Annotated in this window: 25 protein-coding genes and 1 pseudogene; 3 read left to right on the top strand and 23 right to left on the bottom strand. The window is 44.1% G+C overall.

Annotated features, from left to right (window positions below; all coding sequences use genetic code 11):
* Window positions 1–3: 3 nt before the first annotated feature.
* From B3O12_RS04125 to B3O12_RS04075, 11 genes are all read right to left on the bottom strand, one after another.
* Complete coding sequence (locus tag B3O12_RS04125) at window positions 4–2211, bottom strand: DUF5916 domain-containing protein (protein ID WP_286755391.1); 2208 nt, start codon at window positions 2209–2211, stop codon at window positions 4–6.
* 10 nt (window positions 2212–2221) lie between these two features.
* Window positions 2222–3622 carry a DUF3526 domain-containing protein gene (locus tag B3O12_RS04120; RefSeq protein ID WP_286755390.1) on the bottom strand — a complete coding sequence of 467 codons (1401 nt, stop codon included), beginning with the start codon at window positions 3620–3622 and terminating at the stop codon, window positions 2222–2224.
* A 1-nt stretch (window position 3623) separates the two neighbouring features.
* Complete coding sequence (locus B3O12_RS04115; RefSeq protein ID WP_286755389.1) at window positions 3624–5012, bottom strand: ABC transporter permease; 1389 nt, start codon at window positions 5010–5012, stop codon at window positions 3624–3626.
* Between the two features lie 3 nt (window positions 5013–5015).
* Window positions 5016–5717 (bottom strand): ABC transporter ATP-binding protein, encoded by a 702-nt coding sequence (locus B3O12_RS04110; RefSeq protein ID WP_286755388.1) that lies wholly within the window; start codon window positions 5715–5717, stop codon window positions 5016–5018.
* A 119-nt stretch (window positions 5718–5836) separates the two neighbouring features.
* A complete protein-coding gene (locus tag B3O12_RS04105) occupies window positions 5837–6709 on the bottom strand; it encodes a hypothetical protein (protein ID WP_286755387.1) in 873 nt (290 codons plus the stop codon).
* 4 nt (window positions 6710–6713) lie between these two features.
* The gene (locus tag B3O12_RS04100; protein ID WP_286755386.1) at window positions 6714–7910 is read right to left on the bottom strand and encodes a GTP-binding protein; all 1197 of its coding nucleotides are present in this window, start codon (window positions 7908–7910) and stop codon (window positions 6714–6716) included.
* The gene (locus B3O12_RS04095) at window positions 7907–8272 is read right to left on the bottom strand and encodes a hypothetical protein (protein WP_286755385.1); all 366 of its coding nucleotides are present in this window, start codon (window positions 8270–8272) and stop codon (window positions 7907–7909) included. Before B3O12_RS04095 ends, B3O12_RS04100 begins: the two co-directional genes overlap by 4 nt.
* Before the next feature lies 1 nt (window position 8273).
* Window positions 8274–8690 carry a hypothetical protein gene (locus tag B3O12_RS04090; protein ID WP_286755384.1) on the bottom strand — a complete coding sequence of 139 codons (417 nt, stop codon included), beginning with the start codon at window positions 8688–8690 and terminating at the stop codon, window positions 8274–8276.
* Window positions 8687–9070, bottom strand: coding sequence for a MerC domain-containing protein (locus tag B3O12_RS04085; RefSeq protein ID WP_286755383.1), 384 nt, complete (start codon window positions 9068–9070; stop codon window positions 8687–8689). Before B3O12_RS04085 ends, B3O12_RS04090 begins: the two co-directional genes overlap by 4 nt.
* A gap of 417 nt (window positions 9071–9487) precedes the next feature.
* Entirely contained in the window at window positions 9488–11857 is a 2370-nt protein-coding gene (locus B3O12_RS04080) for a ribonucleoside-diphosphate reductase subunit alpha (protein WP_189628972.1), read from the bottom strand.
* A 34-nt stretch (window positions 11858–11891) separates the two neighbouring features.
* Entirely contained in the window at window positions 11892–12893 is a 1002-nt protein-coding gene (locus B3O12_RS04075) for a ribonucleotide-diphosphate reductase subunit beta (RefSeq protein WP_189628971.1), read from the bottom strand.
* A gap of 471 nt (window positions 12894–13364) precedes the next feature.
* Between B3O12_RS04075 and rplU the strand changes: the two genes are divergently transcribed.
* Together rplU and rpmA are read left to right on the top strand one after the other, a co-directional pair.
* Window positions 13365–13676 carry a 50S ribosomal protein L21 gene (gene rplU / locus B3O12_RS04070; RefSeq protein WP_189628970.1) on the top strand — a complete coding sequence of 104 codons (312 nt, stop codon included), beginning with the start codon at window positions 13365–13367 and terminating at the stop codon, window positions 13674–13676.
* A 9-nt stretch (window positions 13677–13685) separates the two neighbouring features.
* A complete protein-coding gene (gene rpmA / locus B3O12_RS04065) occupies window positions 13686–13961 on the top strand; it encodes a 50S ribosomal protein L27 (RefSeq protein ID WP_189628969.1) in 276 nt (91 codons plus the stop codon).
* Between the two features lie 122 nt (window positions 13962–14083).
* Here the strand turns inward: rpmA and B3O12_RS04060 are convergent, their stop codons facing one another.
* The 10 genes from B3O12_RS04060 to pgi all read right to left on the bottom strand — a co-directional run bounded on the left by B3O12_RS04060 (window position 14084) and on the right by pgi (window position 23781).
* Window positions 14084–14695, bottom strand: coding sequence for a rhomboid family intramembrane serine protease (locus B3O12_RS04060; protein WP_286743359.1), 612 nt, complete (start codon window positions 14693–14695; stop codon window positions 14084–14086).
* Window positions 14695–15669, bottom strand: coding sequence for a polyprenyl synthetase family protein (locus B3O12_RS04055; RefSeq protein WP_189629292.1), 975 nt, complete (start codon window positions 15667–15669; stop codon window positions 14695–14697). The genes B3O12_RS04060 and B3O12_RS04055 overlap by 1 nt, the downstream gene beginning before the upstream one ends.
* Window positions 15659–17827 carry a ribonuclease R gene (rnr, locus tag B3O12_RS04050; RefSeq protein ID WP_286743362.1) on the bottom strand — a complete coding sequence of 723 codons (2169 nt, stop codon included), beginning with the start codon at window positions 17825–17827 and terminating at the stop codon, window positions 15659–15661. Before rnr ends, B3O12_RS04055 begins: the two co-directional genes overlap by 11 nt.
* A 64-nt stretch (window positions 17828–17891) precedes the next feature.
* On the bottom strand, window positions 17892–18608 hold the full coding sequence (locus B3O12_RS04045) for a 3'-5' exonuclease (protein ID WP_286743365.1): 717 nt from the start codon (window positions 18606–18608) through the stop codon (window positions 17892–17894).
* Window positions 18609–18642: 34 nt separating this feature from the next.
* Entirely contained in the window at window positions 18643–19041 is a 399-nt protein-coding gene (locus B3O12_RS04040) for a hypothetical protein (protein ID WP_189628965.1), read from the bottom strand.
* A gap of 19 nt (window positions 19042–19060) precedes the next feature.
* Entirely contained in the window at window positions 19061–20182 is a 1122-nt protein-coding gene (locus B3O12_RS04035) for a glycoside hydrolase family 113 (RefSeq protein ID WP_286755382.1), read from the bottom strand.
* A complete protein-coding gene (gene lipB / locus B3O12_RS04030; RefSeq protein WP_286755381.1) occupies window positions 20179–20904 on the bottom strand; it encodes a lipoyl(octanoyl) transferase LipB in 726 nt (241 codons plus the stop codon). The genes B3O12_RS04035 and lipB overlap by 4 nt, the downstream gene beginning before the upstream one ends.
* A 35-nt stretch (window positions 20905–20939) precedes the next feature.
* Window positions 20940–21110, bottom strand: coding sequence for a hypothetical protein (locus B3O12_RS04025; protein ID WP_189628963.1), 171 nt, complete (start codon window positions 21108–21110; stop codon window positions 20940–20942).
* Window positions 21111–21142: 32 nt separating this feature from the next.
* Window positions 21143–22129, bottom strand: a complete 987-nt coding sequence (locus B3O12_RS04020) for a type I phosphomannose isomerase catalytic subunit (RefSeq protein ID WP_286755380.1) — start codon at window positions 22127–22129, stop codon at window positions 21143–21145.
* Window positions 22126–23781, bottom strand: coding sequence for a glucose-6-phosphate isomerase (gene pgi, locus B3O12_RS04015; protein ID WP_286755379.1), 1656 nt, complete (start codon window positions 23779–23781; stop codon window positions 22126–22128). Before pgi ends, B3O12_RS04020 begins: the two co-directional genes overlap by 4 nt.
* 71 nt (window positions 23782–23852) lie before the next feature.
* On the opposite strand from pgi, the gene B3O12_RS04010 reads away from it, so the two are divergent.
* Entirely contained in the window at window positions 23853–24197 is a 345-nt protein-coding gene (locus B3O12_RS04010; protein ID WP_286755378.1) for a YraN family protein, read from the top strand.
* Here B3O12_RS04010 and B3O12_RS04005 read toward each other — a convergent pair.
* Together B3O12_RS04005 and B3O12_RS04000 are read right to left on the bottom strand one after the other, a co-directional pair.
* Window positions 24194–25030, bottom strand: coding sequence for a toxin-antitoxin system YwqK family antitoxin (locus B3O12_RS04005; RefSeq protein ID WP_286755377.1), 837 nt, complete (start codon window positions 25028–25030; stop codon window positions 24194–24196). The genes B3O12_RS04010 and B3O12_RS04005 overlap by 4 nt on opposite strands.
* Window positions 25031–25158: 128 nt before the next feature.
* A pseudogene (locus B3O12_RS04000) lies at window positions 25159–25376 on the bottom strand (hypothetical protein); the annotation flags it as partial.

Here is a 25376-nt window from a genome sequence, read left to right as displayed (position 1 = left end):
AAACTAAAACTGCTTTAAGAAAGTGAGTTTGGCAATGGTTTGTTGCTGCTGAAAGTCTCTCTCGTGGGTGCTAATGGTGTTGCTGTTAAAAACCAAGTATAAAAATGAAAGGGGCTGATACTCCCAACTGAAACGCACATTCCATCTGCCCTGATCATCGAAAGAATTGTACTGATAAAAAGAAGACATTTGAATGCGTGGGTTCACAGCCAGTCTTGCACCTAAAGTGGTTAAGTGCGTTGCCATATTTTGTTGTAGAATACCCAGTTCTTCAAGTAGAATGTATTCATAGTCAACGTTTAAGGCAAAGTGAGGAGAAGGGGCCACTCTTGCTCCTCCTACTACCTTTTTCTGTCTTCCATTGTAAAATTCACCCCACTCATAGCTTCCGCTAAGCGACCACTTCTTAGACTGATCGGTTCTAATATTGATATCGTGCCTCACATAAAAGAACTCCTCTTGCGGAATAGCAATACCCAATGGGGCAAAGCTAAAGTTGATGTTCTGCCAGGTGGGTGTAATGGCGTATTCCACAAAGCTTCCATCAGTAAAAAACACATATATGGGAAAGAGGTAAAGACTGGCTTGCTGAAAACTGCCCGGATTGTTGGCATCGTGATAATAATTCACAAACAGCCCCGGATCCCACCTTCTTATCCACTTCAGTTTTTTGGGTCTAACAATCCAGTAGCCTCCGGGGTTATGCCTGATTACATTGCTCTGGCTTATAAATCCCATGGCCGGGTTGTAGGATTGGTCTATGTACTCGGTTACCCAGCCCCAGTAAGACTTATTAGCCTGTCTTCCGGCAAAGAACCTTCCGGCAAAACCCAGATCACCCTTTTCATAATCGGTAGAAACAGAAGCAAGGTAATTGACCGTCCACTGATCGGAAGGTCTAATGAGCCCGTCTATGGTCCATGTGGAATTGTTTTGGGTTTCTCTATTTAGCGACTCTGACCTTTCATTGAGTCGGTGTGTAAACATAAAGCCCACGTTGTTCTCCTTGCCGTAGTTATGGGCATACCTCAGTACACCAAAATTGGCGGCCTGCGAAATGTCTGTAGCGGCCTGATGAATATACATGCCGGCCAGTGTCTGTTTCTCGTCTCGTTGAGTATACCTTACACCCACATCGATGGGGGCCGGCTGCGCATTGAAATCACCGGCCAAACCAATTTTTCGACTAAAAAAAGGCCTAATGGCAAACTGATAACTGCCAGACCATATCCCTGAGTTTTCCAGAAAAAATTGCCTTCGCTCAGGAAAGAAGATATTGAACCTCTCCAGGTTGTTTACGGCCCTGTCTACATCGGCCTGAGCAAAGTCTGTATTGAAGGTAAGGTCTACTACCGTATTGGGGTTCACAGCCCACTTAGCGTCTACACCCAGTTTAAAACTACTCTCGGTAGTTTTTGCACCGTCCTCCGTTTGGTTTTCATATTGAAACAAAGCATAGGGTTCCACACGCACATTAGCGCTTGGCTCCGGCAGCTCCAATCCTTTCAACTGCGCTGCGTAAGTCATTCGGTATGGACTAAACGACTGTGGAATGGCCGGAAAAACGGTTTGTTCATAGTCCCTTCTGGCCAGCCGGGTAAACGTAATACCCCAGATTACCTCCTCATCTTTTATGGGCAAATCGTACCGTAGCGACTTAAAAGGAATGGCAAATTCGGTATAGTAGCCCTCATTGGTCTGAGAGGTTCGCACCGTCCAAAGAGCATTCCAGTCGTTGTCTGTGCTCTGGTCATTAAAGTTCTGCAGGTCTCGCTGATTGCCATAAGGTGTGGTCTGGAAGGCAACGGCATATTGCTTTAGGTTTTGTGGGTCTAGTTGTATGCCGAAAATATCATTTTCTCCCCAGCTGAAATCACGCCTTAAATCCTGAACGCGAATGCCTCGTTTGCCTAAACTATCGGCACAAAATGCCCCTACATACAGGTACTTATCATCAAAAAGTACTCGCACTTGCGTTTTGTACCGATACGCTCCTCCCTGCCTTGGCTCCATTCTAAAGAAATCAGCAATGGGTACAGCCCTTTGCCAATCGCTTTCGTTTAGCTTACCATCAATTTTAATGGCTCCTTTTGCCCGAATTGCCCGAACAACCTCTTTTTCTTTTGGAGGCGAAAAGTTTCCGTCTGCTTGCTGTGCAGTCAAGGCGGTTGACCAAAAGAGAAAGAGAAAAAACAGGGAATAAAGTTTCATTGAGTTGGGTTCATATAAGCTGACGTTTACCCTCTAATGCAAGCCCCCAAATCACCGTCAAAGCAGAAAAAACTAGTAACACAGATATATTCATAAATACGCCAGCTGTACGGCTCCTCGATCGGAACTGAAACTCCGGCAGGTTGTCGAGCTCTTGCAATCCGAGCATTTCATTTTTGAACACGAAGGGCATAAAATGGGCTCTCCAGTTCAAGCTAAAAGACCTTACATAATCTTTGAACTGTTCGTAATGTGCAGAAGAGGTGCCGGCCAGCCGAGTGGCTCCATCGTGAAACATGACAGCCGGGCTTAGAATCCCCCAGGCATTTACCCATCTTTGCTGTTTGGCTAGCTGTGCATCGAACCTTTCAATAAGCGGGGCGAGCCGTTTTTCTGTAAGTTCCTGGCTGGCAAAATAGTCTTGCCAATAACCATAAGCATTCTCTCCTTTGTTGCTTATCAGTTCCGGATGGTTTCGTAGGTACTCATCCAGCACTTTATTCTGCTCCTTACTTAGTTCCTTTTTAGTCTGCCGAATCTCATTGAGCAACTTTACTCTGGAAGGCATGGGATACACCGTATTAGCAGCCTGATTGATCACAGTGGGTACAACCAGTACCAGTAGAATCCATAGAGAGAGCATAGAAACGGCATTTCTGGCCGAAGATCTCCCCAAGAGGTTCGCCAAGTAAGAGATGGCAAACCAAAAAGCCAGATAGGCATAAGTGAGTAGAAAGAAAACTAACAACTGCATACTAAAACCTGTGCGGGCGATAAGAACCGTGGCCAGGAGAACCGCAGTGAGTATGAGTAACAGGAAGAAATAACGGATAATGAACCGCTGCAACAACCATAGATTTATTTTGATAGGATTCGAAGCCAACAGTTTTAACCGACCGGATTCTAACTCCCGGGTACGCAAATTGTAGGTGAACGCAATAATTATAAGAGGTACAAGGTAGGTTAGCACAAAGGCCAAATCGAAGTTTCCAAAGAGCAATTGCACCGGATTGTTAAGTTCATTGAAGCTCAGAGTAGCCAAATCTTCGTTGAGAGCAATTTTCAGTTGGTGAGTGTATAGGTCGCTTTGCCCTATGGCCAGCTTGCTCATTTGAGTGGCCGGCATGGTACCCAGGCGTCCGGTGGAAATGGCCAGGTTCATTGGTGAAAGCCTGTAGGCATTGGGATGCTCTTCTCCCTTACTTAGGGTCAGGGCCACCTCTTTGATGAGCTGCTCTTTGGCCTGCTGAGCAGCCAGGGCTTCTTGCTGATCGGCCGTCCTTCTTTCATAATGCTTTAACCCATTGTGACCGGCATAGAGACAAAGTAACACCAGCACAAGACTGAGTGAAACAAACCAGAAGTTTCGGCTCAAAAGTTTTAATTCATGACGAATGTTCAGGTTGACCATATTAAATGCGGGTTGAAGCAAAAATTAACAGACCAAATGATGCCAGCAGCCAGGCAGTGAGAATGCTGAGGTTGCTGCTATTGGCACTCATCACTTCGTTAAAATCGGGCGCCTCAAAATGGAACTCAGGTATCTCGGAGAGCAACGAAGCATCGGCCTTATAGCCCCACTCTCCTAGCCTGGAGTTTTCAGCAAAGTTGGTATTCAAAATCTCCTGCATTTTTATGCGATGCTTTTCGGCTTCATCGGCAAAGTGCCAGTGGGTGGAGTAGTCGGTGTGGGCCAAAGACATGGACATGAAGCGGGTAGGCAGAAAGGGAGAGAGAACGGCCAGCTTTTGATATACCGTGGTTTGCTCTTTATGAACCTCCTTTAGCCTTTCGTTGTGCTTAAAGTAAATTTCGGCCTCATGCTCTTCTCCCTTTTGCATTCGAAAAGCATCGAAATTGAAAGGCAGGTCTTCCAGTTTATTTACCTGATAGGCCTCCAAGGTCTCTCGTTCCAATTTTTTAGATGCTTCACTCCAGGGGTCGTGTCCATCCAGGCCTTTTTTCTTGTCTTCGGCAATAGCCGCCTCGAACTCTTGCCGGGTAGGATAGGGATGTTTTTCATTGGTGTAGCTGCTGGCGATTTTTGGAACCGCCAGACAGCTACAAATCCAAATTGCTAGTAATGTAACCAATGAAATACCCGAGCTATTTGTTAATGAGGAAACAACAAGGGTAATACTGTTGACTATGGCAAAATAGGCCAGATAAACCAACCATAGAGTTGCCAGAAACTTCCAGTCAAATTCTCCGATAAATAAAGCCGCCACCACAAACAGGCAGGTAGTGAGCATGGCCACGGGCAGGTAGTTGCCCAGCCATTTGCCGGCTATAAGTTGCCTGTTGCTTATTCCCTGAGTCTTAATGATTTTCAGCGTTCCCTGTTCCTTTTCTTTGGTAACCGACTGGTGCCCCAGAGCAATAATCATTAAGGGTACAATAAAGAGTAAAACAAAATCGGGGGTCAGGTCTCCAAAGCGTGAGAGCCCGGTTTGATCGGCCGCAGCTACATGGTCAGCCTCATTTCTGGAGTGGGCTTCCAGAAAAATAGACACCCCGGTATACTTCTCTACCCCGGGGTCTATTAGCGCCAGCGGAAACTGAGGTTTGAAAGCAAAAGTGCCATAATGAGCTGCATTGTGCGGGTTGGTAGAGCCTTGAGCCAACCATAGTTCTCTGGCCTGATTTGCAGCCTCAATGCGCTGCCGATTTTTTTCTTGCCAGTGCACATGGCTAATGTATGTGCCCACCATGCTGAGCAATACCACTATGCCCAGCATCCATTTAAACTGCCCCGACCTTACGATCTCTTTGATTTCTTTAGCTGCAACCAGAAATACCATCTTTCAATTACTCATGTGGTTGAGATACAGTTTTTCCAGATCGCTATGGTTGATTTCTTCGGTAGAGAGTTGTTCAACCAGCTTACCCGACTTCATAATGCCAATGTTGGTACCTGTCTCTTTGGCCCTGAACAGATCGTGGGTAGCCATTAGAGTGGCTACGTTTTGCTTGCTTAGGCGAAGTAGCAACTCCGAAAATTCGTTGCTGGCCTTTGGGTCTAGTCCGGAGGTTGGTTCATCGAGCAAGAGCACCTTTGCTCTCTTGGCTATGGCCATGGCCACTCCCACCTTTTGGCGCATTCCTTTAGAATATGCCTTTACTCTTTTTTTATAAGCCTCAGCCTGAAGGCCAGCCTCTTTTAGAAAGCCCACCAGTTGCTCCTGGTGGTACTTCATGCCTGCCAGACCTACAAAGTATTCAAGGTTTTCCAAGCCACTTAGTTCATTGTATAGAACCAGGTTTTCAGGAATATAAGCTATCAACTTTCTGGTGGCCTGAGGGTTTTCCATTACTTCAAACTTATCGATTACCGCTTTGCCGCTGGTTGGTGCAATAAAATTGAGAAAGAGATTAATTGTGGTCGATTTTCCGGCTCCATTGGCGCCTAAAAGGCAATAGATATCTCCCGGCTCAATGGATAAGTTGAGGTCGTCTAAAGCCAAATGCTCCTGATACTTTTTTGTGAGATTTACTGCGTGCAGCATGTCTTTCGTTTTTGCAACAATGATGCAAGTATGAAAACTTATTTTGTTTTTGCAACAACGATGCAAAAATGATTTCGCCTTAATTGAGGAGTGGCTGCATGGCTATACCATCGGGCATATTAGAGTTTGTTCCAACTATCAGACAATAAACGAATTGCCTCTAAACGACCTGTAGAATCGATATATCTTGGCTTGAGCATTTCATAGCGCTGCAAGGTGCTCAAAGCTGCACGATATATCGCAGAATCGGACCGGCTTGGCGTGTAGTCTTTGGGTAAGGCATACGTAAAATATCCGTCTTGCATCACAGCAACGGGCATGTGGAAGAAATTACGTTCCACAAAGTTTCCTGTTTGCTCCTGACTAATGGAGGCTTCAACAAAAAAGTCTACGGCATGGTCCGGATAACCAAAAAGATAACCGTAGGCACGGTAGCGGTCATTCCGGCTTTCATATTCAATGGTGGTAAGCACTGTAGCCGGATCTGAATTGCTCGTAAAACCCCACTGGCCAAAAAACTCTGCCTTTTCGCTAAGCAGCTTGGCCATTAAGTCTCTGCGGCAAACCAACAATTGCAGGTTCCGCTTGCCCCGGTAGGTGTTTTTAAAGGGAATTAAGTGGAAAGAAAAGTACTCATTTGAAAGGCTACTCAACACCTTATTCCATTGTGTAAGTTCGGCAAAGGCCATTTGGGTTGAGTCAGACATCAGGTCTACCACGTCCTCATCTCCATCGCGCTGCTCACCACTTTTGGCCAATGGGTAAGAAAGGGGAAATCCCAGGCTACTGATTGGTTTGAGTGTATCCAGCAGGGTGTAAAGCGCCTCATGTTCAAGCCCAAAACTGAGCAGCTCATTGGCCATTCGATACTCGGCTTCGGAGAGATGGGACATATTCCACAAATCCGATTTAGAAGCCAGGTTTAGCCGTTGCGTACCGGCACAGGAGGCCAGCACAAGTATAAGGCAGCTGTGTATAAAAAGTCTTTTCATAGCGTTAGTCTACACGTATTGGCCACGGATCCACAAATGGTTTCTTACTTTGCCAAGCTTCTATCTCGTCTGGAGTACAAAGGCAGTTCCGTAGCTCTGAATTAATTTGCTCAGAGTCGAGGTTTTGACCAATGATTACCAATTCGTTCTTTCTGTCGCCATAGAGCTTGTTCCAGCCAGCCTCTATATGGGCTTTATTTTCTACAAATGCCTCGTAGCGAACTCTTTGTTCAAAGGGCATGGAACACCACCAAACCCCGGCAAAATCGGCCCGAAGCGAACCTCCGGCCTGACTCCAGGTCAGTGCTTCGTCTGGCCGGGAGGCCAGCCAAAAGAGTCCTTTGCTACGGACGATGTTCGCTGGCCAGAACATGGAAACGTAATTCCAAAATCGTTGGGGATGAAACGGCCTTTTATCCCTAAAAACAAAGGAGCTAATTCCGTATTCTTCCGTTTCTGGCTTGTGTTCATTTTCAAGCTCCTGTATCCAGCCAGCCGACTGAGAGGTGGTTTCGTAGTCGAACTGCTTGGTTCCCATAATGGTTGGCAGTGGTACTCTCCCAAACTCTGTTTCAATAATTTTAGCTTTGGGGTTTAGCTTTTTCATTAGGCCTTTGAGGAGCTTAAGCTGGTCTTTACTCACCAAATCGACCTTGTTTATCAAGATTACATCGGCAAACTCTACCTGGTCGGTGAGTAGGTTTACTATGGTCCTTTGGTCTTCGTCATCGTTCATTTCTCTGCCGGCAATAGTATCTGACGAACCAAAGTCTTTTAGAAAGTTAAAGGCATCTACCACGGTAACCATGGTATCTAGAGTGCAAATGTCTGAGAGGTTTACATCCAGCTCATCACTCTCGAACCAAAAGGTTTGCGCTACGGGAAGCGGCTCGGAAATTCCGGTACTCTCAATAAGCAGGTAGTCATATTTGCCTTCGAGTGCCAGTTTGGCTACTTCTTCTATAAGGTCTTCCCTCAAGGTACAACAAATGCAGCCGTTGCTCATTTCCACAAGCTTTTCATCAATTCTGCTCAAGGTGTTGCCCTGTTTTACCAGTTCAGCATCAATGTTTACTTCGCTCATGTCATTGACAATTACGGCCACGCGCAGGCCTTCTTTGTTGTGTAGCACATGATTGAGCAAGGTGGTTTTGCCGGCTCCTAAAAAGCCTGACAATACGGTTACGGGTAATTTATTCATCGGATGGTTACCAGTTGTTCTATGTGGTTGAGCTGATTATACATTTCTACCTGCACCTGATAGATTTCTTTGTGGCTCAGGTTTAGGGGTGTATGATTATGACTGTGGCCCTCGTGGCCGGGAAGCTTGAGCGAATAACCGGGTATTTCGAACAGGGTTTCTTCCAGGTTATGAACTACCTGAAGCAGGCTGTCTTTTTCCGCATAGTTGACAGCCTTAAGCTTTTCTTTGAGCGAACCTATGAGCACAATAACTTCTTGCTGCTTCTGGTAGGCTTTGTTGAGCAGGTCCTGATCTTGAGAGGTTCTTGAACAGGACGTGCCGAGAATAAGAGCTAAATAAAGGACAAACAGGTTTCTCATATTACTTGATCAGTGTGGCCTCCTTTAAAATAAAGTTCATGTGGGTGACATCAGAATCATTCAACTTTAGCTTGCCCTTCACCTTAACAATCTGGTCGGGAAGCAGGGCTTTTGGTCTTGTCTTTAACTGAACTTCTGCCACCGTTTCAGGGCCTGCTCCGCCACAGAAGAAGCAAGTGCTAAAGGGCAACGATGAAATGACTATGGCTGAGTCCAGATCGAGGGGTATGTAGTAACCCGAGAGTGCTATCTCTGTATTTTCGAGGCTTTTGAGTTTTTTGTCAAAGGTGGGTACCTCAAAATAAGCCTCCTCGCTTTCAAAGTATTTTGGCTTGAAGGTAACCTTCTCGAATAGTTGCCAACCCTCCGGCTTGGGGCCTGCCATTACCACCAGAATCAGCAATAAGATAAATCTCATTGGCTCACCGATTTCTGTACCCGTTTGTTACTCACATGTGCGCCTATTAGTAAAAGTGAACCCAAAACGCGGAACACAGACTCCGTCCATATTGCTTCAAAAGCACTTCCTGCAACTACAAAAGAAAGACCCATGAGGAGCAAGACCCCGGGCATCACATCTTTACACTTACTGTAAGTATGCCCTATAGATACTGTACCTACCAGAGCGGCAACTACAAAAAGCCACAGCTCACCCTGCTCAAGCCAGGAGGTATTGAGTCCGGCCCATAGGGGCGTAAGAAAAACAAGGGGCATGGCCGCGCAGTGCAAAGAACACATGAACGAAATACCAATGCCCCAATTGTCCAGAAAAGAAGACGTCTTAACCGTTTTATTCATGCACAATGTTAGTTGCATTTTTAATTAAATGCAACATTGTTGCAAATACTAATTTAAATCCCGGTTATCAATCATCGACTGCCTTGTCATGAACCTGTATTTAAAAAGTGTATCGGTGTAGCCAATGAGGCACTCACTCAGATGGATGTGGCCCTGATATTTATAAGGCTTATGCTACGGTATAAAAGCACACTAACGAATCCGAAATAGTTGAGACGGTCTGCCTTGGTGGGAATATAGGAGATGTTGTAACGGAAGGTTGGGCTGAAGATCATACACCCATTGAAGTTGCGGTTGGATAGTCGAAAAATAAATAAGGTAGTCCTATTGGGCCATGTCACCATCAACCGAAAGCTATAAAAAAACCCTGACGTTGCCGTCAGGGTTCTAGGTTAGTAGTAATCAACCCCATACATACTAACTACCGCATGCTTCGCATGCATCCGGATTGTCGAGCGAGCAAGCCATGTCGGCTGCATTCTTGGCCATTTGTTCGGCTGTTGGTGCGGAGGCCGCCTGCTTATCTACTGTAAACTGAATAGCATCGGCTGCTGCTCTGGATCTTAAGTAATACATACCTGTCTTCAACCCTTTCTTCCAAGCATAGAAGTGCATAGAAGTCATTTTACCAAAGTTCGGGTCTTGGATATGTATGTTAAGACTCTGCGACTGACAGATATATGCTCCCCTGTCGGCCGACATGTCGATGATGGCCTTTTGAGAGATTTCCCAAACTGTTTTGTACAGGTCTTTTATGTTTTGCGGAATTTCCGGAATAGCCTGAACCGACCCCTTAGCGGCAATAAGCTTGTTTTTCATATCGGAATTCCAGAGGCCTAGTTTAATAAGGTCTCTCATCAGGTGTTTGTTCACCACCACAAACTCTCCCGAAAGGGTTCTTCGGGTGTAAATGTTTGAGGTATATGGCTCAAAGCACTCGTTGTTTCCTAATATTTGAGAAGTAGAGGCAGTTGGCATTGGCGCTACCAAAAGAGAGTTTCTTACTCCGTGCTTTTTTACTTCCTTTTTAAGACCATCCCAATCCCAAAGGCCGGAATCAGGTGTTACGCCCCACATATCGTATTGGAATATTCCTTTAGATACTGGCGAACCTTTAAAGGTCTCATATGGCCCCTCTACTTTAGCCAGGTCTTTAGAAGCTGTCATGGCCGCAAAGTAGATGGTTTCAAAGATGTGTCTGTTCAGCTTTCGGGCTTCTTCAGACTCAAAAGGATAACCCATCAGAATAAAGGCATCGGCCAATCCCTGCACCCCCAAGCCAATGGGTCGGTGACGCATATTGGAGTTGCGCGCCTCTTCTACCGGGTAGTAGTTTACATCAATTACCTTGTTCAGGTTTTTGGTGGCCACGTAGGTTACATCATATAGCTTCTGGAAGTCGTAGGTATTGGTTTCTTCGTCTACAAACTTAGGCAGAGCAATAGAGGCCAGGTTACAAACCGCTACTTCGTCTGGTGCGGTGTACTCAATAATTTCGGTACAGAGGTTAGACGACTTAATGGTTCCCAGGTTTTTCTGGTTAGATTTTTTGTTAGCAGCGTCTTTAAAGAGCATATAAGGTGTACCGGTCTCTATCTGAGACTCTAAGATCTCAAACCAAAGGTCTTGTGCCTTTATAGTCTGGCGGCCTTTGCCTTCTCTTTCGTACTTCTCATAAAGCTTTTCAAACTCTTCGCCATAGGTATCGGCCAAACCGGGGCACTCATTCGGACAAAGTAATGTCCACTCCTCATTGGCTTCTACACGCTTCATAAACAAATCGGGAATCCAAAGGGCGTAGAATAAATCTCTTGCTCTTAGCTCTTCTTTTCCATGGTTCTTTTTCAAGTCCAGGAAATCGAAAATATCGGCATGCCATGGCTCGAGATAAATGGCAAACGACCCTTTTCTTTTTCCACCCCCTTGGTCAACATACCGGGCTGTCATGTCGAAGTTTCTCAACATTGGTACAATACCATTAGAAACCCCTCCTGTACCTTTAATGTACGACCCCTTGGCTCTTACATTGTGAATAGAAAGGCCGATGCCTCCGGCAGACTGCGAAATTTTAGCGCACTGCTTAAGGGTATCATATATGCCATCTATGCTATCGTCTTTCATGGTAAGCAAGAAACAAGACGAAAGCTGAGGTTTTGGTGTACCGGCATTGAAGAGCGTTGGAGTGGCATGGGTAAACCATTTTTCTGAAAGCAGGTGATAGGTTTCTACTACCTTTTCCATGTCTTCTCCATGAATACCTACCGAAACTCTCATGAGCATGTGCTGTGGTCTTTCCACAATCTTTCCATCGAGCTTCATAAGGTACGAACGCTCCAGGGTTTTAAACCCGAAGTAGTCGTAGCTAAAGTCTCTGTCATAAATAATGGTAGAGTCTAGCAGGGCGGCATTTTTCTTTATAACACCATAGGTTTCTTTTGAGATAAGCGGTGCATTTTCTCCTGTTTTAGGGTCCACATAAGTGTAGAGCCTCTTCATAGTATTGGAGAATGACTTACTCGTGGTTTTATGCAGATTAGAAATGGCTATTCTGGCCGCAAGTTTTGCATAGTCAGGGTGCTTCACCGTCATGGTGGCAGCTATTTCGGCCGCCAGGTTGTCCAGGTCCTGGGTGCTCACACCATCATAAAGTCCTTCGATTACTTTTTTAGCTACATCGATAGGTTCAACAAAGCTGGGGTCCAGGCCGTAGGATAGTTTTTCTATCCGAGCGGTAATTTTGTCGAATTTGACAGACTCTCGTCTACCATCTCTTTTTACTACTAACATATTTATTGGGGTTTGGGGGTGATTTTAAAAAATTCTAGAAATCGTCATCGAATGAAAGGGTTCGCGAATTACCCGAATCATCCTTGTCTTTCATTACACCTGCTTTTTGGTATTCACCAACTCGTTTTTCAAAGAAGTTGGTTTTGCCTTGCAGTGAAATCATTTCCATAAAGTCGAACGGATTGGTAGAGTTATATACTTTGCTGCATCCCAGCTCTACCAGCAGTCTGTCGGTAACAAACTCCAGGTATTGAGCCATTAGGTCGGCATTCATACCAATAAGTCTAACAGGAAGTGACTCTGTAATGAATTCTCTTTCTATATCTAAAGCATCAATTATAATTTCCTTAATTCTTTCTTCAGGCACCTTGTTAATGAGGTGGTTGTTGTGCAGGTGACAGGCAAAGTCACAGTGCAGGCCTTCATCTCTCGAAATAAGTTCGTTAGAGAAAGTAAGGCCCGGCATTAGGCCACGTTTCTTGAGCCAAAAGATAGAGCAGAAGCTTCCGGAAAAGAAAATACCTTCAACTGCTGCAAAGGCAATGAGTCGCTCCGCAAAAGAAGGAGACTCTATCCACTTCAGAGCCCAGTCGGCTTTTTTCTTAATGGCATCGAAAGTTTCAATGGCATGAAACAGCTTATCAGACTCAACCGGATCTTTGATATATGTATCGATAAGCAGCGAGTAGGTTTCTGAGTGAATGTTTTCCATCATAATCTGGAAACCATAGAAGAATTTGGCCTCCGTATACTGTACTTCATTCACAAAGTTCTCGGCCAGGTTTTCGTTCACAATACCATCAGACGCGGCAAAGAAGGCCAGCACGTGTTTAATAAAGTAACGCTCATCGTCATTGAGCTTATCGTTCCAGTCAGACAAATCCTGATGAAGGTCTATCTCTTCTGCTGTCCAAAAGCTGGCTTCAGCTTTTTTGTAGAACTGCCAAATGTCATCGTGCTGAATAGGAAATAGTACAAAGCGGTCTTTGTTCTCCTTCAATAACGGTTCCTCTACTGCGGTAGTCAATTCGCTCATGTTACTTCTTTTATTTGGGGTTGAAATAAAAAAGGTCACGTTGAAGAACTCATGTTCTTCAAAAAACAAGTGCTACTTATCCTAAGATTAGCAGCAAATCCTATTTAATTTTCAGGGTTTCTGGCTAATTCCTTGATACTCTTTGGAGTAGGAGCCCAGCCAGATAATAGGTTGTTTATTGGGGTCGTAACCTGAAACAAATATTACAAAAAGGGGCTGAAAAATCAATGCGAAAACTTTAGTCATTTTACGCATGAAAGCTGTTTCATACGTTGATATAACTGATTGTACAAAAGAGAGTTAAACTCCTATGATTGGAGTAAGACTTATTCCTTTTTTTGACGTATGCAAAGGCGAAAAAAAATGAAAATTTAATATTGGAAAATCGCTTGCATATATCATCGCTATTTGGTTTGTTATTCGCGATTATTCCGTTACCTTTGCAGTCCGTTTTTGAAAAATACATTTATAATGTACGCAATTGTAGACATAGCAGGAAAGCAGTTCAAAGTAACGCAAGACCAATTCGTGTATGCTCCATTGATGGAGGGCGAAGAAGGCGCTTCCGTAGAGTTCGAGAAAGTATTATTGCTCGACAATGAAGGTAAAGTAGAAGTGGGTGCCCCGGTAGTAAAGGGTGCCAAAGTTTCCGGTAAGATCATCGGACATGTAAAGGGTGACAAAGTAATCGTCTTCAAAAAGAAAAGAAGAAAAGGTTACAAGGTGAAGAATGGTCACCGTCAGAATTTCACGAAAGTATTGATCGAAAAAATTTCAAAATAAGAGAATACCATGGCACATAAAAAAGGAGTCGGTAGTTCGAAAAACGGTAGAGAGTCGGAAAGTAAACGACTTGGCGTTAAAATATATGGTGGTCAGGCTGCAGTAGCCGGCAACATCATTGTAAGACAAAGAGGTACTCAGCATCACCCGGGTAAAAACGTAGGTATTGGTAAAGACCACACCTTATTTGCCCTGACAGACGGTGTTGTGGAGTTTAGAAAAGGCAGAAAAGACAGATCTTATGTTTCTGTGCTTCCTTTCGAAGGAGAAGGCGGAGAAGCATAAGGTTAGGTTGATAGATTTTTTAGACCCTGATTTCGAAAGAAGTCAGGGTTTTTTATTGCCCGCTGGCAGCTCCCGAGCTTGCTTTACAACCCAGCCCCCTGAATACGATTAGGTTGTTGCCTCTATTTCAAAAACACCTGATCCAGAAAGGCAATTACGGTAGAAGGCCTGAGAAGCAGCACGAAAATAACTCCAAAAACAGCCCCCCAAAGGTGGGCATCGTGGTTAATGTTATCTCTGCCCCTGCGCCCCATTATAATGGAGTAGGCAATGAAAATAGCCCCCAGAATATAGCCGGGAAGACAAATGAACAGGTACAGGCACAACTGACGTAGCGGATCGAAAAGAATAAAGGCCAACACCAACGCAGAAACACCTCCTGAAGCTCCCAGCGAGTTGTATCTCGGGTTGTTTTTGTGCTTAAGCATAGTTGGCACATTGGCCACTATTATTGCTGTGAAGAATAGCACAAGGTAAAGCAGTATACCTTGTTCCTGAAAGAATATTGTAAATATTTGCTCTATAGCTGCTCCAAAAAAGTACAGCGTGAACAGGTTGAGAAACAAGTGCAGCGGACCATTATGTACAAAGCCGGAAGTAAGCAACCTCCAGTATTGTTTTTGATAATAGGTTTCATAAGGATTGAGTAGTAGCCTGGACTGAAGCTCGGGGCGCTTCCAGGCTAGGTAAGAAACCAACCCTATAACCACCATTAAACCATACGTAACCTGCATTATTTCTCTCTATCGATTAGATACTGGGTAAAGGTGCGCAATACTTCTTTTCGCTCAGGAGCAGCATCTATGGCACCGAGCCTCTCAAAACCCTTGGCAAAGTACTCGTTCATTTTTGCAAGAGTGAGTTCTTTTATGCCTATTTGATCATAGATGGCCGTAACTTCTTTTACCTTTTGGTTGGCATCAAAACTTGTTTGACTTAACCAGTGACTCAACACTTGTAATTGGGTAGGATTGGCCAACTCCAGAGCCTTCAACAGCAGAAAAGTCTTCTTATTAGAAAGAATATCTCCACCTACTTGTTTTCCGAACTTTTTCTGGTCGCCATATACGTCTAGCAGATCGTCTTTAAGCTGGAAGCCTATGCCCACATCAACACCAAAATCATACAAGGCTTTGCTCTCCGAAGGCTTTGCCCCTGCGAGCATAGCGCCCAATTCCAGGCTAAAACCTAACAAGACCGCTGTTTTTAACCTGATCATATTAAGGTAGTCGGCTTCGGTTACCTGTGGTAGGTGCTCAAAATTCATATCGAATTGCTGGCCTTCGCACACACCTGCGGCACAAGCATTAAAGGCTCGAATAATATCTTTTAAGTTGCCTGGCGAATCCATCAAAAGATCATAGGCTTTAACCAGCATTACATCGCCCGAAAGTATGGCTGTGTTGCTATTCCATTTTTCATGCACGGTTTGCTGGCCTCTGCGCAGAGGGGCATCGTCCATTATATCATCGTGCATGAGTGTAAAGTTGTGAAAAACCTCTACAGCCAAGGCTTGATCGAGCACTTCTTCGGGGTTGTCTTTAAACAGTTGATAAGACATGAGCACCAACAACGGACGTAGGCGCTTACCTCCTAAAGACATGATATACCGAATGGGTTCGTAAAGTTCTATAGGCTGGTTGCCATAGGACATCTGGCTTAGCCTATTATTGATCAGGCCTGCAAGGGCCTTAAAATCATTTGTCATCATCTACAAAAATTAAGTCGATAGTCCTGCGGTCAATATCTGTTGCCTTTACTCGTACGGTCACCTTATCGCCCAGGCTTATCATTCGCTTGTTTCTTCTACCCACCACACGATAGTTTTGTTCATCGAACTCGTAAAAATCGTCTGACATATCGGAAATACGAACCATTCCCTCGCATTTTGTTTCTGTAATTTCTACATAAATACCCCATTCGGTAACACCGCTCACTATACCGGCAAAGTCTTTCTTTTCTACAATAGACATGTACTCTACCTGCTTGTACTTAATGGAGGCTCTTTCAGCATCGGCCGCGCGCTTTTCACGTTCGGAAGAATGAACACAAAGCTCTTCATAGGCTTCTTTATCGGCCGATTTCCCCCCCTCCAGATAGTGCTGCAATAGCCTATGCACCATCATATCGGGGTATCTTCGAATGGGTGAGGTAAAGTGGGTGTAGTGTGGAAATGCCAAGCCAAAGTGTCCTTTTTCGGTTGTAGTATATTTGGCCTTGGCCATGCTGCGAATAGCCAGCTGCTCCAGTACATTTTGCTCGGGTTTTCCGGTAATGTTGTCCATCAGACCATTAAGCGACTTGGAAATACCGCCTTTCTCAAAATCGAGTGTATGACCAAACCTTCTGGCAAAGTTGGCGAATGTATCTAGTTTTTCCGGATCGGGATTGTCGTGGGTTCGATAAACAAAGGTGAGTGGGTTTCCTGACTTCCCCTTGTTGTAGACAAACTCTGCAACTTTTTTGTTGGCCAAGAGCATAAACTCCTCAATGAGCATATGAGCCTCTTTTCTTTCTTTAGGAATAATGCCTAGCGGGGTGCCCTTTTCGTCTAGTTGAAACTTTACTTCTACGGTTTCGAAATTGACTGCACCGCTCTGAAATCGTTTCTTCCGGAGAATTCTGGCGAGCTTATTCAGCAGATTTATTTCTTCTTGAAAGTCGCCTTCTTGTTTTTCTATTCTTTCCTGGGCTTCTTCGTAAGTAAAGCGCCTGTCGGAATATATAATGGTTCGGCCAAACCATTGCTTCTTAATTTCGGCATTAGCATCGAGCTCAAAAACAGCACTAAAGGTAAGCTTCTCCTCATTGGGTCTGAGGGAGCAAAGTCCGTTAGAGAGCCTTTCGGGCAGCATGGGTATGGTACGGTCTACCAGATAAACAGAGGTGGCACGCTCAATGGCCTCATCTTCCAGTTTAGATTTTGGGGCCACATAATGGGTTACATCGGCAATATGTACGCCTACCTCATAGTTGCCATTATCTAACATTCGTAATGAAAGGGCATCGTCAAAATCTTTGGCGTCTTCAGGGTCTATGGTAAAGGTTGTAACCTGACGAAAGTCCTTTCTTTTGGTCAATTCTGCTTTAGTAATTTTATCGGATATGGCCTCTGCTTCGGCTTCTACAGCATCGGGAAACTCCAGGGGCAACCCAAATTCGGCTATAATGGAATGAATCTCTGCATTGTGCTCTCCTGCCTTTCCTAAAACACGCTTTACAACCCCTTCGGGCTTCTTGTCGCGCTCGGGCCATTCAGTAATTTCAACCAGCACTTTATCATTGTGCTTAGCTCCATTGAGGTCTTCATACTTAATGTAGATGTCGTGAAACATCTTTTTAAAGTCAGGAATTACAAAGGCATATCGGGTAGACATTTCTATGCGTCCGACAAACTGATTGCGATGACGACTTAGGATTTCTACTACTTTTCCTTCCCTGCTTTTTCCATGCCGCGTGGGCTTAAGCACTACTTTTACTTTATCGTCATCTAAGGCTCCCAACAGATCCTCTCTGGCTATCCATACATCGTTATCTTCTTCTCCATCATCAGGCACTACGTAAGCAAAACGTGCATTTACGTAGTCTACTACTCCGGTAATGGTGGTCATTTCTCCGGCAGCAGCATAGGAGCCATTTCTCAGTTTTTTAATTTTGCCCGAATCTTCCAGCCTGAAAATTACCTCGGTAACTATGCCTTTTGATTTGGCGTCTCTAATATTTAGCCCTTTGAGAATTTGTTTTATCTGATAGCCTCTTCCGGGCGTACGGTTAAGAAACTCTAAAACAATAGGCTCAATTTGCTTGGCAGCTCGTTTTGTAACTGAAGAATCCTGAGGTGGTATTCCTTTTCTTTTTCGGCCCATGAATGATTGTTATGGTGCAGTTTAAAGTTAGTTTTAATAATGCTAATTATGGTTGTTACCGTGCTTAAACCATAATGATATTTTCTTCTTTGAGTAGCGGCAACTGATTGAGCTTTAGAAAGACTTGCACAAGCACTGAAACATCGCGTTTGCAATATTCTGTAATACGCTCTAAGTCGCTGGCTTTGTAGTAAACTTCGTTTACCTGACTACCGTCAATATCGTCTTTGCTGCTTTCTATTTCAAATATAGCAGCCAGAAGGTCGAGTGAGGTGAAGTGCTTATAGTCTCCAAACTTCCACAACTCCAGGGTATCCAGATGGTTTATTTCCCAAGGCTTTTTACCTGATAGTTGCAATGCATTGGGCAAGGCTATACCATGAATGAGCATACGCCTGGCCATGTAGGGAAAATCGAACTCCTTGCCGTTATGAGCACAAAGCCTGGTTTCTTTGTGATTGAAATGGCCGTTGAGTAAATCGGCCATTTGCTGTAACACTTTCTTTTCATCGTGATCGGCAAAAGCGGTAATCCGAAACTCCGGTTGTGGCTCTAGTTGCGAGAAGTAACCAACCGAAATAACCACAACCTTTCCAAATTCGGCATATATACCGGCCTTGTTATAAAGTTCTTCAGGGCTGTGGTGTTCTGCCTCACGAAAAAAAGAAGACTTTTTTGCCCAAAGCTCTTGTTTTCTCTGGTCTAAATCATGGAAAGAAGCCTTCTCGGCTACGGTTTCAATATCCAGAAAAAGTATGTGTTTAAGATCATTAACCTTCATAGAGTCGATTAATTTAGAAATAATCGAGGCAATATCAAGTGGCGTATTTACCTGGCAGATCTAACTCTTGAATTTGCTCTAGTTCAAATTCATGAAAGGGCTGAATCACGAATTTCTTATCGAACACCTGATTCATGATATAGTAACTAACCCAAAACTCATTGAAAAAGCCAAACACTTCAGGAGAAATGCTTTCTATTTTGGCTACCGATTGCTCTTGAACTTTTTCAATCATGTGTCTGAGAGTAGAGGTTTTGCGTGCATCTGCCGACTTTGACTCAAAACCCTTAGAAACCACCATCACGTTGTTCAGCTCTATTAGGTTTTGGTTAATAAGGTATACGTGCCATTCGCTCTCACCTAAATTGTTCACCGACTTGGCTATACAAACCTTTACTCCTGTAACCTCAGGCATTTTTATGTCTTTGCGCATGCCACAAAAATAGTAAAGGCTATTGGTTCATCTGCCCATAAAAGTGTTTCATCACTTGCTGGGCCTTTTTATGTTGGGGAGTAAAATCAATGTTGAAGCGACCATCGTCAGGATTACGTCTGCTTCGGCTGCGCTCTTCCAATTGAGACACTTTAGGGTACCATTTCCAAAGGTGAAAGCCTGCTATAAAGGGTTGATCCATTAGAGCACGAAACATTCCTGTATATAAGTTGGCCTGGGCTTCTTCAGAATGTATGGCTTCTCTATTTTCAAAAGGCATCCGTTGTGGCCACTGCCAAGGCTCAATGCCAGCATCTTTGGTGCTCTTATACCCAATCTCGGTAAAGAGAATCGGCTTCTGATACTTTGCAGAAACAGCCTTTAGTTGAGAGAGGTGCTTTTGCCATCCTTCTTCCACTTCCTGAATGGTGGGATTTTCGTTTTGTGCTACAGGAAAGTATCCTTGCACGCCAATATAATCCAACAAATCCCAAAAGGCCACGTCTTGATATTCATCGGCAAAATTGGCAGCATAGGTAAGCTCTCCTGTATATACGTTTCTAATCTTTTCGATCAGCTGTCGCCAATCATTTTCCCGTTCTACACAGGTTCTGTGCAGTTCTGTGCCAATGCACAACATTTCTATGCCTTCTTCCTGGGCCAATTGAGCGTAGTGCAAAATGAATTGCTCGTAATTGGCAAACCACTTCTGCCAGTCTTCTTCTGACTGCATGCTTATTTCACCACGCCACTTGCCCTGGCTATCGCGAAGCCAAATATGAGGTTTGAGTATAGTCTTAATGCCCTGCTCCCTGGCCAGTCGGGTGGTTTGCCTAAGGCCTTCGTCTCTTTCTCCCCACCAACCGGTTTGACTTCCAATCTGTGTTCCAATATCCGGAGAGTTGTGCTCTCGCTGCCAGCCAAATGGCGTTTGAGAAATCCAGTTCACATTGTTTTGCACCAATTCTGCTATGCTGGCCGAATCGATTGGATAGGGGCCTGCAACCCAACAAACTCCCCTGTGCTTATCTGCGGTGGCAATGTGCGGGGCGGTGGATTTCTTTTTTTGAAGAGCTATACCGCATACCACCAAAGTGAAAAGTAGCGTAAGCACTAAGAGGTATGTTCGATTGGTTCTCATTGCCCAAGCTTCATACCAAAAGTGGCTATAATGTGGTTTTGGAGACTGTTCTGAACTTCAGCCATATCTATCTCCTGTCCAATTTCAGCCTGCATTGAGGTTACGGCTTTGTCGTCTATGCCGCAGGGTATGATATGGCCGAAGTAGGAGAGATCGGTATTTACATTAAGGGCTAGTCCGTGCATTGTTACCCAGCGGCTCGACTTCACTCCCATGGCACAAATCTTCCTGGGGTTTTCTGCCCCTTCTTCAAAATCTACCCATACTCCGGTAAGCCCGTCTATTCGTCCGGCACTAATGCCAAAATCGGCCATAGTAAGAATAACAGCTTCTTCTAAAAACCTTAAATACTTGTGGATATCGGTAAAGAAATTTTCTAAATCCAGAATCGGATAGGCAACAAGCTGCCCCGGACCGTGATATGTGATATCACCGCCTCTGTTAATCTTATAAAATTGGGCATGATGTTCTCTCAACCCTGCTTCATCAAGAAGCAGATTATCCAACGAACCACTTTTCCCTAGAGTGTATACATGAGGATGCTCACAGAATATGAGATAGTTTTCTGTAGGTAGCAAAAGGGTATAGTCTTCCTGCTTGCGATTAGCAATTTTGCGATCAATAGTTTGTTTAAAGATCGACTCCTGATAATCCCATACTTTTTGGTAATCTTCCTTACCCAGGTTAATTACCTCAACTCTCTTATTCTGAAGAATACTCATGATTCACGCGTCATCGGCCACATATGCACGCTAATTTAGGCCTCATTCTGTCCCTCTCCAATAAGCTCTACAGATAATACACGAACGTTTTTCGTCACTTGTCTGTTGGCTTTCCTCAGGGCAGAAGTTTGATTTCGCGCAAGAAACTCTGTCTTGACCACGCTATTGTCTTTCAAATTAAGGAACGTGGCCGAGAACTTTTTCATATTCTTCTTACCAGCCATGTTCCAAAAATAGACTAAGGCATGAAAGTTTCCAACATTTTGAAACCCGATTTGGCCCTAATATGCACTTCTTTGAACTTTCGTGGCAATAAAACTGCATCTCCCATACAAATATTTGTAGTTAATCCCTCTGTCTGCAATTCAGCCTCACCCTCAAAACAGGTGTAAATAACAAAGGAATCGCGCTCATAATGCTCACGAATTATACCGGTTGTAAACTCTAATAAATTGGTTTGAAAGTACTGGGAATCGACCAGTGGAACTACCTCATTGAGGCGCTTCTTATATGGAGTTTTGTAATCTGAGTAGGCGTTGTAATCGAGGGCATCGAGGGCTTGGTCGGTATGTAATTCTCTTTTGTTCCCTTCATCGTCTACTCGATCGAAGTCATATATACGGTAGGTAATGTCTGAAGATTGTTGTATTTCGGCCAACAAAAGCCCTTTTCCTATGGTATGCACCCTGCCTGCGGGCAGGTAGAAACAATCTCCAGGGTGCACCTGTTCCCGGTTTAATAACTCGGTGAGTTTGCCACTGTTCAGGTATTGCAAATACTCTTCGCGGTTGGTTTCTCTCTTAAAGCCACTTATAAGGCTTGACCCGGGATCGGCCTGAAAAACATACCACATTTCTGACTTGCCTAATGAGTTGTGGCGCTCTTTGGCCAGCTTGTCATCGGGATGTACCTGAATGGACAGGTCTTGTGCGGCATCGATAAATTTGACCAGTAATGGAAATTCATTATCAAAAGCTTCATACACCTTGTCTCCCACCAAATCGCCTTTAAACTCCTCTATCAACTCCGGCAAGGTGCTTCCGGCCAACACTCCTTCGGCTACTTTGGATAGATTACCTTTCACTCCTGAGATTTCCCAGGTCTCACCGCAGTTTTTTAGTGGAGAAAAATCCTTACCCAGAACATCCCTTATTTTTGTTCCACCCCAAATTTTCTCTTTAAAAATGGTTTCAAATTTTAATGGGTACAGGTATCTCTTGCTCATGAATTTCTATAGCTTTTGAAGACATTAATTAAACCGTTGGTCGATGAATCGTGGCTGTTGACCTGCCTATGTGACTTAAGCTCGGGTAGAATTTTTTTGGCCAACACCTTGCCTAACTCTACCCCCCATTGGTCGAAACTATAGATGTTCCAGATTACACCCTGCACAAAAATCTTATGTTCGTACATAGCAATGAGACTTCCTAAAACGAACGGAGTAAGTTTTTTATAAAGAATACTATTGGTGGGCTTGTTCCCCTCAAAGACTTTAAAAGGGGCAAGCTGTTCTATTTCTTTTGGTGTTTTGCCCTGAGCTTTTAGTTCTGCTTCTACTTCTTGCAAAGACTTGCCATTCATGAGGGCCTCAGTTTGAGCAAAAAAGTTGGAAAGCAGTTTTAAATGATGGTCTCCAATTGGGTTATGGCTCACGACCGGAGCCAGAAAATCGCAAGGGATTAACTTAGTGCCTTGGTGAATGAGTTGGTAAAAGGCATGCTGACCGTTGGTTCCAGGTTCTCCCCAAACAATGGGGCCTGTTTGGTAGCTAACTTTATTTCCATTTCGATCAACCGACTTGCCGTTGCTCTCCATATTGCCTTGCTGAAAGTAAGCGGCAAATCGATGCATGTATTGGTCATAGGGGAGAATGGCTTCAGACTCGCTCCCGAAAAAATTACCATACCAAATTCCAATCAGTGCCAGAATCAGCGGAATATTCGCGCTTGGCGATGCATTTAAAAAGTGTTCGTCCATGGAGTGTGCACCGCTCAGGAGCTCTTCAAAGTTTCGGAAACCAATAGTGCATGCTATAGAAAGGCCAATGGAAGACCAAAGCGAGTAACGGCCACCTACCCAGTCCCAAAACTCAAACATATTTTGGGTATCAATACCAAAGTCGGCTACAGCACCGGCATTGGTAGAAAGAGCCACAAAGTGCTTGGCCACGTCAGAAGCACTTCCTCCTTGTGCAATAAACCAGTCTTTGGCCGACTGGGCGTTAGTCATTGTTTCTTGAGTAGTAAAGGTTTTGGAGGCAATCATAAAAAGAGTTTCTTCTGCCTCTACCTGCTTCAACACTTCGGCAAGGTGGGTTCCATCTACATTTGAAACAAAGTAGGGTTTGATGCCAAAGGTAGCATAGGGTTTTAGGGCCTCTGTAACCATAACTGGCCCCAAATCAGACCCTCCAATACCAATATTTACAATGTTCTTAATAGGCTTGCCCGTATAGCCCAACCACTTGCCCCCTGTTATTTTATCTGCAAACAGACGCATCTTTTCTAATGCCGCATTAACTTCCGGCATTACATCGGTGCCAGCTACTTTTATGGGGCGGTTGCTGCGGTTTCTGAGTGCAATATGGAGTACTGACCGGTCTTCCGTAACATTGATTTTCTCCCCCTTAAACATGGCTTGAGCAGCCTCTCTAACCTTGCACTCCTCTGCCAATTCCAGAAGTAACTGAAGTGTTTTTTCTGTTAACAGGTTCTTTGAATAGTCTATATAAATATCTCCGAGTCTGTAAGAAAACCTTTCAAAACGATTACGATCGGCCCGGAAGAGTTCTTTCATGTGGACCTCTTTCATTTCCTGCGCATGTTCCGAAAGCTTTTGCCAGGCTGCAGTTGTAGTTGGGTTTATATTCTCAAGCATGATTTCACAGGTTTGAGCGATGAAGTTAGTTCAAATATTTACCTAAATTAAGTTCCACGAATGTCTTATCCATGCAAACGTTTGGCAAAAAAGGAGAAGATTTAGCCTGCGGCTTTCTACAAAGCCATGGCTATGAAATTGTTGTGCGAAATTTCAGGCATAAAAAGTCAGAAATTGATGTGATCTGCCGGAAAGATAATCTTTTGGTTTTTGTTGAAGTTAAAACCAGACGATCGGTTGAATTTGGTTTTCCCGAAGAATTTGTTTCTCAAAACCAGCAAAAAGCCATTATCAGAGCTGCCGAAAATTATGTAATTGAGCATGCCTGGAAGGGAGACATTCGCTTCGATATTGTAGCCGTACTTATCAACAAAGAGACCACAGATATTGAACATCTTAAAGACGCATTCTATTAAGGCCTGATCTTGGGCGAAACGTATACGGTCTGAGAATTTCTGTTCCATTCTCTCATAATGTAGGGCTCAAAATCCCAGTCGTAGAAGTTGGATGGATATTGGATTTGACGTTTCTGAACCACTACCCCTGGTATATTGTGGAACTCTTCCCAGACACCCACCTTTTGATCGAACACATATTGCCCTTTAACGGCTATATTTCCACTCTCAAAAAACAGATAATAGAACCCTTCCTTTTTTCCGTATTGATAAGGAATTACCTCTTTGACTTTGGTTTTGGTGTCTTCATCATAATAGGTGATCTTGGCATCTCTAAGCCACCCTTTTACATAGTGTTCTTTGTCATAAAGGGTTGAGTCTTTTCTCTGATAAAGCCAAGTGCCATGTTTCATTCCATAAATAAACTGGCCTTTCTCTACCACCACGTCATTCACAAGCCGTTCATAAGGACCGTGCAATACCCGCGCCAGCGTCTGGCCTCTACCTTGCACTTTGGTAACTGCGTCTCTCTCAGTGTTGTGATAGAAGATTTCCTGAACATAACGATCGACCTGTATAGGTTCTGGTAATACATTGAATAGCCTGTAGTCCTCTGTGTTTCGGTCGCGATAGGCGGTAAATGCCTTTTTTGTTTTCTCTCCAAAGAAGAAGTTCTTCTTCACTTTAAGTTCAGCATCGGGAATGGAGTCTTCCTTAGCGGACTTTTCATCTTCCAAAGTAATATTGGGCTTATCTGGATCTACCTCCTCTTTAGCCGGAGCCAACACCTGATCGATCCCTCCGCAAGCCGAAACAGCAGCAATTAAACCTAAAAGCAATAGCTTCTTTAGCATGACGTGAAGATAACGATTATCGGTTTTGCTCTAGTATAATATTCGAAATCAGGCAAAAGCCAAGGGGGAACACTCGTTGGCATGAGCTCGAACCAAGGACCCTTCCCGATAAATCGGGATCAGAAGCTCTAACTCAACTTTAACAGAAGCTCTTCCAGCTTCTTCGGGTTTTGCTTTAGCTCCTTTAAATAGTTTCTCGATTTCATCTTTTTCAGGTGCAGCTCTAGCTTGCGGGCCGTTGACTTTTCCAGTCCTTCAACAGTCAGATAAACCTCCCAGGGAATACCTCGCTTTGTCCATATCTTGTTCCGGGCACCATCGTTATGAAAACTCAGTCGGTCTGAAA

It is taken from the genome of Roseivirga sp. UBA838, from assembly GCF_002296035.1.
In the GTDB taxonomy this organism is placed as follows: domain Bacteria; phylum Bacteroidota; class Bacteroidia; order Cytophagales; family Cyclobacteriaceae; genus Roseivirga; species Roseivirga thermotolerans.
Note: the sequence above shows the minus strand (reverse complement) of the source record. Positions and strands in the feature narration are given on the sequence as shown.